Source organism: Idiomarina aquatica (genome assembly GCF_004362895.1).
In the GTDB taxonomy this organism is placed as follows: domain Bacteria; phylum Pseudomonadota; class Gammaproteobacteria; order Enterobacterales; family Alteromonadaceae; genus Idiomarina.
Genome location: NZ_SNXI01000001.1, coordinates 334,236 through 347,973, shown reverse-complemented (window position 1 = coordinate 347,973; position 13,738 = coordinate 334,236). Strand labels below are relative to the sequence as shown.

General features: G+C 47.9%; 9 protein-coding genes. 3 read left to right on the top strand and 6 right to left on the bottom strand.

Annotation, left to right across the window (positions count from 1 at the left end; genetic code table 11):
• The first annotated feature begins 14 nt into the window (after positions 1 to 14).
• Positions 15 to 3,905, top strand: coding sequence for an ATP-dependent RNA helicase HrpA (gene hrpA / locus DEU29_RS01750; RefSeq protein WP_133538507.1), 3,891 nt, complete (start codon positions 15 to 17; stop codon positions 3,903 to 3,905).
• Between the two features lie 21 nt (positions 3,906 to 3,926).
• Here the strand turns inward: hrpA and DEU29_RS01745 are convergent, their stop codons facing one another.
• The 6 genes from DEU29_RS01745 to ubiG all read right to left on the bottom strand — a co-directional run bounded on the left by DEU29_RS01745 (position 3,927) and on the right by ubiG (position 9,841).
• Entirely contained in the window at positions 3,927 to 4,193 is a 267-nt protein-coding gene (locus DEU29_RS01745) for a GrxA family glutaredoxin (RefSeq protein WP_133538506.1), read from the bottom strand.
• A gap of 144 nt (positions 4,194 to 4,337) precedes the next feature.
• Positions 4,338 to 4,601, bottom strand: a complete 264-nt coding sequence (gene yfaE, locus DEU29_RS01740) for a class I ribonucleotide reductase maintenance protein YfaE (protein ID WP_133538505.1) — start codon at positions 4,599 to 4,601, stop codon at positions 4,338 to 4,340.
• Positions 4,602 to 4,613: 12 nt separating this feature from the next.
• Positions 4,614 to 5,747: a class Ia ribonucleoside-diphosphate reductase subunit beta gene (nrdB, locus tag DEU29_RS01735; protein WP_133538504.1), complete on the bottom strand. Its 1,134-nt coding sequence runs from the start codon at positions 5,745 to 5,747 to the stop codon at positions 4,614 to 4,616.
• Between the two features lie 17 nt (positions 5,748 to 5,764).
• Positions 5,765 to 8,101 (bottom strand): class 1a ribonucleoside-diphosphate reductase subunit alpha, encoded by a 2,337-nt coding sequence (gene nrdA, locus DEU29_RS01730; protein ID WP_133538503.1) that lies wholly within the window; start codon positions 8,099 to 8,101, stop codon positions 5,765 to 5,767.
• Positions 8,102 to 8,399: 298 nt separating this feature from the next.
• The gene (gene gph / locus DEU29_RS01725) at positions 8,400 to 9,083 is read right to left on the bottom strand and encodes a phosphoglycolate phosphatase (protein WP_133538502.1); all 684 of its coding nucleotides are present in this window, start codon (positions 9,081 to 9,083) and stop codon (positions 8,400 to 8,402) included.
• A 26-nt stretch (positions 9,084 to 9,109) separates the two neighbouring features.
• On the bottom strand, positions 9,110 to 9,841 hold the full coding sequence (gene ubiG / locus DEU29_RS01720; RefSeq protein ID WP_133538501.1) for a bifunctional 2-polyprenyl-6-hydroxyphenol methylase/3-demethylubiquinol 3-O-methyltransferase UbiG: 732 nt from the start codon (positions 9,839 to 9,841) through the stop codon (positions 9,110 to 9,112).
• A 169-nt stretch (positions 9,842 to 10,010) separates the two neighbouring features.
• Here ubiG and gyrA point away from each other — a divergent pair, with 169 nt between their 5' ends.
• Positions 10,011 to 12,659, top strand: a complete 2,649-nt coding sequence (gyrA, locus tag DEU29_RS01715) for a DNA topoisomerase (ATP-hydrolyzing) subunit A (RefSeq protein ID WP_133538500.1) — start codon at positions 10,011 to 10,013, stop codon at positions 12,657 to 12,659.
• A complete protein-coding gene (gene serC, locus DEU29_RS01710; RefSeq protein ID WP_133538499.1) occupies positions 12,652 to 13,737 on the top strand; it encodes a 3-phosphoserine/phosphohydroxythreonine transaminase in 1,086 nt (361 codons plus the stop codon). The genes gyrA and serC overlap by 8 nt, the downstream gene beginning before the upstream one ends.
• Position 13,738: the final 1 nt, after the last annotated feature.

Here is a 13,738-nt window from a genome sequence, read left to right as displayed (position 1 = left end):
CACAACGGAGCAATATGGATCCTAAAGCACTGATTAAGCAGTATCAGGCACAGCTGGAACAATGCACACTACAACAGGCCGCGCAATTGCGCGGCCGTTTACGTGGTCTGCACAAAGTTAAGAAAGCAGAGCGGCAGCAACAGATACTGGAGAAAATAAAACAGGATATTGAAGCAGCCGAACTTGCCTATTTAGCCCGCAGTGAGCAGCGTTTTAGTATTGATTATCCGCAGCAACTGCCGGTTGCGCAGCAGCGTGACGAGATCAAATCGGCGATAAAAAATAACCAAGTTGTCGTTATTGCCGGTGAAACAGGTTCAGGTAAAACGACGCAGTTACCAAAAATGTTGTTGGAACTCGGTTATGGTCGGCGTGGTGTCATTGGTCACACGCAACCGCGTCGATTAGCAGCGCGCAGTGTTGCTGCCCGTATCGGTGAAGAGCTCAAGGATACGCAAAAACAGCAGGTCGGCTATAAAATCCGCTTTCAGGATCAAACCGCTGAGACCACCGCCATTAAATTGATGACCGATGGTATGTTGCTGTCGGAATTGCAAAATGATCCGCTGCTACTGCAATATGACGCTATTATCATCGATGAAGCGCATGAACGCAGTCTTAACATCGATTTTTTGTTGGGTGTCCTGCATCAATTGCTCCCTAAGCGCCGTGATTTAAAAGTCGTTATTACTTCAGCAACCATCGAAACCGAACGGTTCTCTCAGCATTTTAATGATGCACCGGTACTGACCGTGAGTGGCAGAACCTACCCGGTCGAGCTGCGCTATCGGCCGCCAGGTGACGGCAAAGCATCAGAGACCGATGTACTGCAAGGGCTGCTTGATGCCGTACAGGAACTTCAGGCAGAGGGTCCTGGCGATATATTGGTCTTTGCCAGCGGTGAACGCGAAATTCGCGATTATGCTGATGCGATTAACGAGCTGCAGCTGCGCGATACCGAAGTACTGCCTTTGTATGCGCGACTGTCTTCACACGAACAGAATCGGGTGTTTCAGCCGCATGGCGGGCGTCGTATCGTCATTGCGACCAACGTGGCAGAAACCTCACTGACTGTACCGGGCATTCGTTACGTGATTGACCCGGGTACGGTGCGCATTAGCCGCTACTCCTATCGCACCAAAGTACAGCGTTTACCCATTGAACCCATTTCTCAGGCCAGCGCCAACCAACGCAAAGGACGTTGCGGCCGTATTGGTCCGGGGATCTGTATTCGGTTATATAGCGAAGATGACTTTATTAATCGGCCGGAGTACACCGACCCGGAAATTCTTCGGACTAATCTGGCGGCCGTTATTCTGCAGATGTCGTCTTTACGGTTAGGTGATATTCGTGAGTTTCCGTTTGTACAAAAACCGGATGAACGTTTTGTCAAAGACGGTCTTAACTTATTAGAAGAAATTCATGCCATCGAGGCGGGGCGCAAGCAGCAACAGCCGAGATTAACCGAAACCGGCCGGCAATTATCACGATTACCTTTGGATCCGCGTTTAGCGCGCATGGTATTAGCCGGGCAACAACACGGCTGCATGCGCGAGATGTTGATCATAACTTCTGCTTTGAGCATACAGGATCCACGCGAACGCCCACATGACGCAAAGCAAAAGGCTGATGAGTGGCACCAGCGATTTGCTGATAAGAGTTCCGATTTTAACGCCTACTTAAATCTATGGAATTACCTGCAGCAAAAGCAAAAGGAGCTCAGTGGTAATCAGTTTCGTAAACAGATTGCACGCGAATTCCTGCACTTTATGCGTGTTCGGGAATGGCAGGATATCTATACGCAAAGTCGTCAAAGCGTACGTGAGATGGGACTGCGCATTAACGAGGAACCGGCCACGTACGAGCAAATCCACTGCGCTATTTTAACGGGGTTAATTTCGCAGGTCGGCTTAAAAGAGCAAAAACACGAATACCAGGGTACCCGACAAACGCGTTTTCATATATTCCCGGGGTCGCATCTTTTTGGTAAGCCGCCTAAGTGGGTGGTGAGTGCAGAGCTGGTAGAGACATCACGTTTGTTTGCCCGGGTTAACGCGGCTATCGAGCCGGAATGGATAGAGCAGGCGGCATCACATTTAGTTAAACGTCAGTACCTGGAACCACATTTTGAAGCAAAACAAGGTTCGGTCGTTGCCGATGAGCAGGTCACCTTACTGGGGCTGATTTTAGTAGGCCGCCGCCGCGTTCAATACGGGCCGGTTGCGCCGCTTAAGGCGCGCGAGTTGTTTATTCGCGAAGCCTTAGTGCAGGGTCAAATAAAGCGCCAACTCCCTTTTATTAAGCACAATATTACACTGATTGAGAGTGTGCAGGAGCTTGAGGCCAAGTCTCGCCGGCGCGATATTCTGGTGGATGAGCAAGAGCTGTATGATGCTTACGACCGTCATGTGCCGGCAGGTATTTATACGGAAAAATTGCTGGCCGGTTGGTGGCACAAAGCCGCGAAGAAAAATCCGCAGTTACTGTTTTTTGAACGCGAAGATTTAATTGGCACCGATACCTCGCATATTACTGAACACGAATACCCTGAGTTCTGGCGTCAGGATAACCTGCGGTTGCCGCTGAGTTATCACTTTGAGCCGAATGCAGAAGATGATGGCGTCAGTGTTAATATTCAGTTGGCTATCCTCAACCAGGTTAGCGAGCAGGGTTTCGACTGGCACATTCCGGCTTTGCGCGAAGATCGTATTGCTGCGTTAATCAAGTCTTTACCTAAGCCTATTCGCCGTAACTTTGTACCGGCTCCCAATTACGCGTCGGCGGTAATGGCGGATATTGAGCCAATGCAGGGCGCGCTGCTCGATGCAATGGCAACTAAGCTACGGCGCATGAGCGGGGTAACGGTTGAACCTGAATCCTGGAACGAAGATGCGGTGCCGCCACACCTGCGCATGAACTTTAAAGTCTTTGATGGCAAAAAGCTGGTTAAGCAGGGGCGCAATTTAACCGCTTTAAAAGAACAGCTTTCCGGCCGTGTACAACAGCGTCTTGATAAATCAGCAGGCGACTCGGTAAAACGTACCGACGTTGAAGCCTGGGATTTTAATACCTTGCCCCGCGTTGTTACCGAGAAACAACAGGGCTTTGAGATTAAAGCCTACCCGGCGCTGACCCATGCCGACGGAAAATTATCGGTACAAATGTATGACACCGCAGCGGAGGCAGAGCAGAAGCACCTGCGTGGTGTACGTGAACTGGTGCTAAAGCAAGTACCGTCACCGATAAAACATCTGCAGAAATGCCTGTCGAATAAAGCCAAGTTGGCAATGTATTTTAATCCCTGGGGTAAAGTGGATGTGCTGATCCAGGATTGTATTGCCGCTGCGGTCGATGAAATTATCGCCGAGCATAAGCAGCAGGGTGAACTTATTCGTGACGAGAAAGCCTTTAATGCGGTTAAAGAGCAGGTTAGGGCGGAATTAAACGAGCGCGTGGAAGCCATCGCCGGTTCCGTTGAGCGCTGTTTGCTGCAAAGCCAGGCTATTCGTAAACAGCTAAAAGGCAAAATCCCGCTGGATCAAATCCAATCACGTGGCGACGTGCAAAAGCAATTAGATGAACTGGTATTTAAGGGCTTTGTCAGCCGCCTGGGTGCTCAGCGATTAAAAGACGTAGAGCGATACTTAAACGCGTTGCAAAAACGCTTAGAAAAACTGCCTGTGGATCCCAACAAAGACCGTTTGTTAACGTTGACGCTGGATAGCCTGGAGCAAGACTATAAGAAATTATTGAAGAAATATTCCAGCGTAGTGCCGGATGAGGTCAGTGAAATATACTGGATGCTACAGGAACTGCGTGTTTCGTTTTTTGCGCAGACACTGGGAACAAAGTATCCGGTATCTGAAAAGCGGGTAAAAAATGCAATGGAAGAAGCTCGCGCTTGATGCGCGAGCTTGTATTCTTAACTAAGCCGCGTACAGGCCCAGGTGTTCTTTAGCGTAGGCTTCAAATTCGGTAAAGCCGCCGACATGATTCTCATCGACAAAAATCTGCGGTACGGTGTGCACCGGTTTACCCACGGTTTTTTCCAGGTCAGCTTTAGTAATGCCTTCGGCTTGAATATCAACGTAGCGATAATCAAAGTCATCACGGTCTGATTTTAACTGGTCGGCAACATCTTTTGCACGAACACAAAACGGACAGCCTGGACGGCCAAAAATAACGGTAAACATAATAATCCCTCTCTCCACAACGTCGGGTATTTTAAAACTAGCGTTTAAACTTTGTGCACATTATCCATTTTTAATGCCACTTTCACAATGCATGATTGCGATTAGTCTTATCGAAAAAACAGATAGATTCGAGATAACACTACGTTAATGATCTAAATCAAGATCGCTGGTAGGCACACAGCAGCACGGTAAAATGTCGCCTTTACGAACGTACGCCAGTGGTTCATTGATATAACGGACACTGCCACTTTTTAAGGTAGAACGGCAGGCACCACAAAAGCCACTTTTACAATGGTAATGAACCTCTAGCTGATGCGCTTCAAGGGCCTCAAGTAAGGTGCCTTCAGATGCATCAACGGAGAGCTCGTGCTCTCCGTTAACTTTTACCTTAAAGATAGTTTGACTCATGGTGTGGTTAACTTATAAGTCAAAATCACCTAAGTCTGAGGCATCAACGCTACTATCAATCTGACCCACCAGGTAAGAGCTGATTTCCGCCTCTTGTGGTGCAACCTGCACGTTATCGGATACCAGGTATTTATTCATCCACGGTAGTGGGTTGGAACGCTGTTCAGGGAATGGCGCATCAAAGCCAATCGCCTGCATGCGCAAGTTAGCAATGTACTCGACGTACTGACACAACATGCTTTCGTTAAGACCAATCATAGAGCCATCTTTAAACAGATAATGCGCCCATTGTTTTTCTTGTTTAACGGCGGTCATGAAAATGTTGTACGCATCGTCGCGCAATTCTTCGGCAATTTCCTGCATTTCAGGATCGTCTTCACCGTATTGCCACAGGTTGATCATATGCTGAGTCGAGGTCAGATGAACGTTTTCGTCGCGTGCAATCAGTCGAATGATTTTGGCATTGCCTTCCATCAATTCACGCTCAGCAAAAGCAAAGGTACAAGCAAAACTAACGTAAAAACGAACCGCTTCTAGCGCGTTAACGGAGTTAATACACAGGAACAGTTTTTTCTTAAGCTCGCGCTTAGTCACGTTATGCACGGTACCGTCGATCTCAACTTCACCCTCGCCATGAGTCTGCCAAAGCTGCGTGTAAAAAATCAGGTCATCGTAGTATTGCGAAATATCGTTAGCGCGCATTTTTATCTGCTCGTTAATAACGATATCCTCAAATACTTCGCTCGGGTCACTGAATAAGTTACGCAGTATGTGCGTATACGAGCGTGAGTGAATGGTCTCGAAAAATGACCAGGTTTCTATCCAGGTCTCCAATTCAGGAATCGAAACAATAGGCAGCAGCGCGATGTTAGGGCTACGGCCTTGAATCGAGTCCAGCAGCGTCTGGTACTTTAAGTTGGAGATAAATACATGCCGTTCACTGGCGGTTAACTTGTTAAAATCAACACGGTCACGGCTCACATCGACTTCTTCCGGGCGCCAGAAAAAGCTAATTTGTTTTTCGATAAGCTTTTCGAAAATACTGTGTTTTTGCTGGTCATAGCGGGCAACGTTAACCGAATGCCCGAAAAACATTGGTTCGGTTAACGGGTTGCTTTGTTCTTGACTAAAGGTTGAATACGACACGAAACAAACTCCTTTGCTTAAATCTTACAAGCGCCACCGGCACAGTCATCGTCTTCTTCGATAATGACTTCGGCAGGGCTCTGCGCTTGTGGTTTATTGGCTTGCTTGCGACCTTCAGCAATATCTGCCTGATTATCTGCGGCGCCATCACGGGTATTGTGGTAATACAATGTTTTAACGCCCATCTTGTATGCTGTTAACAAGTCCTGTAGCAATTGCTTCATAGGTACTTTGCCGGCATCAAACTTACTCGGGTCATAGTTAGTGTTCGCCGAGATAGTCTGATCAACGAACTTTTGCATAATTCCGACTAATTGCAGGTAACCCTTGTTATCCGGGATCTGCCACAGCAGTTCGTACTTGTCTTTTAGATTTTCGTAATCCGGCACCACTTGTTTGGTTACGCCATCTTTAGAGGCTTTAACGCTGACGAAGCCGCGTGGAGGCTCAATACCATTGGTGGCATTGGAAATTTGCGATGAGGTTTCTGATGGCATCAATGCTGACAAGGTCGAGTTACGCATACCATATTGCTGAATATCTTTACGCAACTGATCCCAGTCCAGGTGCAGGGGTTCGTTACAGAATGCATCCAGATCCTTTTTATAGGTATCGGTTGGCATAATCCCCTTGGAATATGTCGTCTCGTTAAATTTAGGACATTGGCCTTTTTCTTTGGCTAAATTCATCGATGCTTTCATCAGATAAAACTGGATTGCTTCAAAGGTTTGGTGCACCAGAGAATTAGCCGAACCATCAGAGTACTTAACGCCGTGCTTAGCCAGGTAGTAGGCAAAGTTAATAACGCCGATACCCAGAGTGCGGCGATTCATGGTGGCGTTGTATGCTGCCGGTACCGGATACTCTTGATAATCGAGTAAGCTATCAAGCGCACGTACCGCCAAATCAGATAGCTCTTCAAAGTCTTCTAGCTTTTCGATCTTGCCCAGGTTAAATGCTGACAAGGTACATAGTGCTATTTCGCCTTCTTCGTCATTAACGTGGCTCAATGGCTTAGTTGGCAACGCGATTTCTAAGCACAGGTTGCTTTGGCGAATAGGTGCCACTTTAGAGTCAAACGGACTGTGCGTATTGCAGTGATCAACGTTTTGCACATAAATGCGGCCGGTGCTGGCACGTTCCTGCATGAATAAGCTGAACAACTCAATCGCTTTAATGCGTTTTTTACGAATGCTGTCGTCTTGTTCGTACTTAACATACAGACGCTCGAACTCGTCCTGATCTTCAAAGAATGCATCGTAAAGCCCCGGTACGTCGGATGGGCTGAATAAGGTGATGAAATCGTCCTTGATCAGGCGCTGGTACATAACGCGGTTAAATTGCACACCATAATCCAGGTGGCGAACTCGGTTTTCTTCGACCCCGCGGTTATTTTTTAATACCAGTAGGTTCTCGACCTCCAGATGCCACAAGGGGTAGAAGAGGGTAGCAGCGCCGCCCCGAACACCACCTTGCGAGCAGCTCTTAACCGCCGTCTGAAAGTATTTATAGAAGGGAATACAACCGGTATGGAATGCTTCGCCGTTGCGAATAGGGCTGCCTAAAGCGCGGATTCGACCCGCATTGATACCGATACCTGCGCGTTGCGATACATATTTAACGATCGCGCTGGCAGTGGCGTTAATAGAATCCAGGCTGTCGCCGGTTTCGATTAATACGCACGACGAAAACTGACGAGTTGGTGTACGAACACCCGACATAATAGGCGTCGGCAACGAAATTTTGAATGTCGAGGTGGCATCATAGAAGCGCTTAATGTAGTCCATGCGAGTTGCTTTTGGATAATTAGCAAACAAGCATGCTGCAACCAGAATATATAAGAACTGCGCACTTTCATAGATATCGCCGGTGACGCGGTTTTGCACCAGATATTTGTTTTCGAGCTGTTTTACTGCCGCGTAAGAGAAGTTCATATCACGCCAATGGTCGATAATCTCGTCCATTTGGTCGAACTCTTGTTCACTGAAGTCAGTTAACAGATGTTCGTCATAGCGATGCTCGGCCACCATTTTTTTTACGTGGTCATACAAGCGTGGCGGTTCAAACTTGCCATAGGCACGTTTACGCAAATGGAAGATAGCCAGACGCGCGGCCATGTATTGATAGTCAGGTGCTTCTTCCGAAATTAAATCAGCAGCCGCCTTGATAATCGTCTCATGAATATCTTCGGTTTTTATCCCATCATAAAACTGGATATGAGACTTAATTTCTACCTGAGAGGCTGACACATTGTGAAGGCCTTCGGCAGCCCACATGATGACACGGTGAATCTTATCGAGGTTTAATGGTTCGCGTTCACCATTACGTTTAGTGACGAATAGTTGATCGTTCATTTTAGCGCCGACTCTTATCTATTTGTTATGTTGTTGTAACCACAAGATATTGTGTAAATTCCTCACTGATTAACGAATGAACACAATATCTAGGGGTGTTGGGATATTCAGTATGCTAGAAGTAACGCACCCAACGATCAAGTCAAATTAGATGAAATTATGTGTAAATATTGGTTGCAAATTACGATAGGTTGTCGAAACGCTTAAGCCACTTGCGTTTGCGTATTTATAATTTTTTTATCTTTTAAAATTCTTTCTTAGAAAGCGATATTCTAAGCAAAACGCTTTACCTTACTAATTAAGTCGCTAAGGCGGTGATAGATAAGATATCTAATAGTTCTGCCGGTGTTTGAATAACGTAATCCGCACCCCAGCGTTGTGGCTGGTCGTCATCACTAATATAACCGTAAGCGGCCAGAACCGTCGCCATGCCGGCGTTAATACCGGCTTGAATATCACGTTCGGCATCGCCTACGTATAGACACCGGCTGGCATCTACCTGCAAGGCATTAGCCGCGTGTAGCAAGGGCTCAGGGTGCGGTTTTGCTACGTCCAGGGTATCGCCGCCCACAACGACTTCGATATGATCAAATGCGTCAAAGTAAGGGAGCAGACGTTGGGTTAGTGCTTCTGGTTTATTGGTGACGATAGCCGTTTTTATGCCTGCGCTATCGAGCGCGTTTAACAGGTTCTCGATACCATCGAACGGGCGCGTATGAACCGCGATATTATCGTTGTAATAGCTCAGGAACTGCTCCCTTAATTGAGGCAGCTTAGTTTCGTCGCCGGCAATATCCTGGTCAAAGACTAAATTCAGCAGGCCACGGGAACCATGCGAGGCAAACGGGGTAAAATGCTCTGCACTGACTTGCGGCCGTTGATGTAATCTGCACACGTGATTAAGTGCCGCACCCAGGTCAGGAGCGGTATCTAATAGTGTGCCATCGAGGTCGAACAGCACCGCGTTAACTGCGTTAGTCATGTTTGCCCTTTTAGTTTCGCTATCGTTTAAGCGCCTGGCTTAGTCAGCGCAACGATATAATTAACGTCAACGTCTTGCTGGCTTAGCTTAAAGCCCTGTAACGGATGGTAAACGATGCCATTGATTGCGTTTGCCTGCAATCCATAACGGTCGGTCATAGCCAGTAGCTCAGATGGTTTGATAAAACGCTGATGGTCGTGGGTCCCTGTGGGCACCCATTTAAGCACGTGTTCGGCAGCGAAAATACCTAACAGCCAGCTTTTAACGTTACGGTTCAGGGTAGAGAAAAACACCTTACCGCCGGGTTTAACCAAACGACTTACCGCACCAACAATCGATGCGGGATCGGGCACATGCTCGAGCATTTCCAGACACGTGACGACGTCAAATTGAGCCCTGTGTTGTTCAGCAAAGTCTTCCGCGGCAATACAGTCGTAGGGTATGTCTAACTCGCTTTCGAGCGCATGTAAGCGCGCAACTTGCAGTGATTGCTCAGCTAAGTCGATACCGCGTACCTTCGCGCCGCGTTGAGCCATTCCCTCAGTCAGTAAACCACCGCCACAGCCTATATCAACAACCTGCTTGCCAAATAGACCACCAACATGCTGTTCGATAAAGTCTAAACGCAAGGGATTGATTTTATGCAGGGGCTTAAATTCGCCTTCAGTATCCCACCAGCGTGAAGCTATCGCTGAAAACTTTTCGATTTCTGCCGGATCGACGTTTTGATTGACGTTTTTTTGGTCATTTTGAATCATTTCTATACCGGCTTAACGCCGCCTTCGGTCGGTCATTGTGCCGCATAGCATACCGCAGCAAAGGAATGTTAAAAAGAGGGTGCGATCATGCATGCGGATGGGTACAATGGCTAGATCAATATAAAAACAGAATAGTTAGCCATTTTGTTAGGGATTTAGGGACAACAGTATGAGCGATCTTGCCAGAGAAGTGTCACCCATTAATATCGAGGACGAACTCAAGAGTTCTTATCTTGATTATGCGATGAGTGTCATTGTCGGCCGTGCGTTACCGGATGTGCGCGATGGTCTAAAACCGGTTCACCGACGCGTTTTGTTCGCGATGAACGAATTGCGTAATGACTTTAACAAGCCCTATAAAAAATCAGCGCGTGTGGTCGGTGATGTTATCGGTAAATATCACCCGCACGGCGATTCGGCGGTCTACGATACGATTGTTCGTATGGCACAGCCATTTTCATTGCGTTACACCTTGGTCGATGGTCAGGGTAACTTCGGTTCAGTCGACGGCGACTCTGCTGCGGCGATGCGTTATACCGAAATTCGAATGGAAAAAATTGCGCATCAGCTGTTAGCGGACCTTGATAAAGAAACCGTTGATTTTGTTGATAACTATGACGGTACCGAGCGCATTCCTGATGTATTGCCGACACGTATTCCGAATCTTTTAGTTAATGGTTCCTCAGGTATTGCGGTTGGTATGGCCACCAATATTCCGCCGCATAACCTTAACGAAGTGATTAACGGTACCTTGGCGTTAATTGAAAACCCGGACATCACTATCGATGAGCTGATGGAATTCATTCCGGGTCCTGACTTCCCGACTGCAGCGAGTATTTCTGGTCGCTCGGGCATTATTGAAGCGTATAAAACGGGGCGCGGACGTATTCACTTGCGCGCCACGGCCGAAGTTGAAGTAGACGAGAAATCTGGCCGCGAAAGCATTATCGTAACGGAAATACCGTACCAGGTTAACAAAGCACGTTTAATTGAGAAGATCGCCGAGTTAGTCAAAGAAAAACGACTCGAGGGTATCAGCGGTCTGCGTGACGAGTCAGATAAAGACGGCATGCGCATCGTTATCGAAATTCGGCGTGGGGATGTTGCTGAAGTGGTATTGAATCACTTGTATGCCAATACCCAGATGCAGGTTGTTTTCGGCATTAACATGGTGGCGCTGGATAAAGGCCAGCCAAAACTGTTTAATCTGTATGACATGCTCAACGCATTCGTGCGTCATCGTCGCGAGGTTGTTACCCGCCGCTCGGTTTATGAGTTACGCAAAGCCCGTGAGCGTGCGCACATATTAGAAGGCCTGGCTATTGCGCTGGCTAATATCGATGAAGTTATTGAATTAATTCGTCACTCACCGACGCCGGCAGAAGCTAAGCAGGGATTAACCTCGCGCAGCTGGCAGTTGGGTCATGTGGCAGCGATGCTCGAGGGTGCTGGCGTTGATGCGGCACGTCCTGATCATTTACCGGAAGAATACGGTATTCGTGACGGCAACTATTACCTGACTGAAGAACAGGCTCAGGCCATTCTTGACTTGCGCTTGCATAAACTAACCGGTCTCGAGCACGAAAAAATTCTCGAAGAATATAAAGGCATTCTTGATCAAATCGCGGAGCTATTGCACATCTTGCGCTCCAGCGAACGGTTAATGGAAGTTATTACCGAAGAGTTGGTCGAAGTACGGGCCAACTTTGGTGACGAGCGTAAAACCGAGATAACAGCGGCGGCGCACGACATCAGTATGGAAGACCTGATTAACGAAGAAGACGTTGTGGTGACACTGTCGCACGAAGGCTATGTCAAGTATCAGCCGTTGACCGAATACGAAGCACAACGCCGTGGCGGCAAAGGCAAAGCGGCCACTAAAATGAAGGACGAAGACTTCATTGAGCGACTATGGGTAGCAAACACCCACGATACGATTTTGTGCTTCTCAACCTATGGTCGCATTTACTGGATGAAGGTTTACCAGTTGCCATTGGCAAGTCGCGCGTCTCGCGGTAAGCCGATTGTAAACTTGTTACCGCTGGAGTCGGATGAACGCATTACCGCTATTCTGCCGACCCGGGATTATCCGGAAGACAAGTTCGTCATTATGGCGACCAAAAACGGCACCGTTAAGAAAACGCCATTACCTGAATATTCGCGCCCACGTAACGGCGGCATTATTGCACTAAATTTAAATGATGGTGATGAGCTCATTGGTGTTGATATCACCGATGGCGAACAAGAAATTATGTTGTTCTCGGATGCCGGCAAAGTCGTTCGCTTTAAAGAAGATCAAGTGCGTTCGATGGGTCGTACTGCTACCGGTGTTCGTGGTATTCGGTTAGAGGATGGACAGCGGGTTGTCTCGCTGATTGTTCCGCGTACTTACGAAGAAGCCGAGGCTGCAATTCTTACGGTAACCGAAAACGGCTATGGTAAACGCACACCAGTTGGTGATTATCCGACTAAATCGCGCGCTACCAAGGGCGTGGTATCGATAAAAGTCAGTGAGCGCAACGGCATTGTAGTCGGTGCTATGGAAGTTATTGATGGCAACGAAATTATGCTGATCAGTAACAAAGGCACGCTGGTGCGCACTCGTGTTAACGAAGTGTCTACCGTGGGTCGTAACACCCAGGGTGTACGCTTAATTCGCACAGGCGATGACGAACAAGTGGTTGGTTTACAACGTATCGATGAAATTGACGAGGACGAAGTGCTGACCGAGGCTATTGACGGTGAACAGCCTAATAGCGAAGAGCATGATGCGGGAGACAGCGACGCGGAAGCCGGACAGGAAAGTGCTGATGAGTAATAGTGTTTTTAATTTCTCTGCCGGCCCTGCCATGCTCCCTAAAGTGGTCATGGAGCAGGCGCAGTCTGAGTTATTAAACTGGAATAATACCGGCGTTTCGGTGATGGAGTTTTCACACCGGGACCCGGCTTACGTAGCAATGGCTAAACAAGCAGAACACGATCTGCGCGACTTGCTAAATGTACCTGATGGCTACGAAGTGCTGTTTCTGCAAGGGGGCGGACGTGGTCAATTTTCCGCCGTACCGCAAAATATCGCCTCTAAAACATCTACGGTAGACTATCTGGACAGTGGTATTTGGTCAGGTTATGCCATACGCGAAGCGCAAAAGTATGTGGGCGCTGTAAACGTTGTCGCAGGTAACCAGGAAACCGGACAGGGCAAGGCCATTGCTCCGCGCGATCAATGGAAGCTGTCAGACAACGCTGCCTACTTTCATTATTGTCCTAATGAAACGGTTGACGGTATCGCATTGCATGATATCCCTGATGTAGATGCTCCCATTGTAGCGGATATGTCATCGAATATTTTGGCCGAACCGCTGGATGTTAGCCGCTTCGGGGTTATCTATGCCGGCGCACAAAAGAATATTGGGCCGTCCGGGTTCGCTATTGCGATTGTAAAAAAAGACCTGCTCGGTAACCCGCAACCTGAACTGAGTTCTATCATGGACTACCAGTTGCAGGCGAAAGATAACTCAATGTATAACACACCAAACACCTTTGCCTGGTATCTATCCGGGTTGGTGTTTAAATGGCTAAAAGAGCAGGGTGGCCTGACGGCGATGGGTCAAACCAATCACCAAAAAGCGAGCACCTTGTATAGCTACATCGATGGGTCAGATTTCTATCGTAATCAGGTTAACCCGGATTACCGCTCGATAATGAATATTCCTTTCCAGCTAGCGGATGAGCGCCTTGATGAGCGCTTTTTAGCCGAGGCGAAAGAAGCTGGCTTAATGGGGCTGAAGGGACACCGCTTTGTCGGTGGCATGCGAGCCAGCCTCTATAATGCGATGCCGTTGGAAGGCGTTAAGGTGCTTATCGATTTTATGGATGAGTTTGCACGTAAAGCTTAAA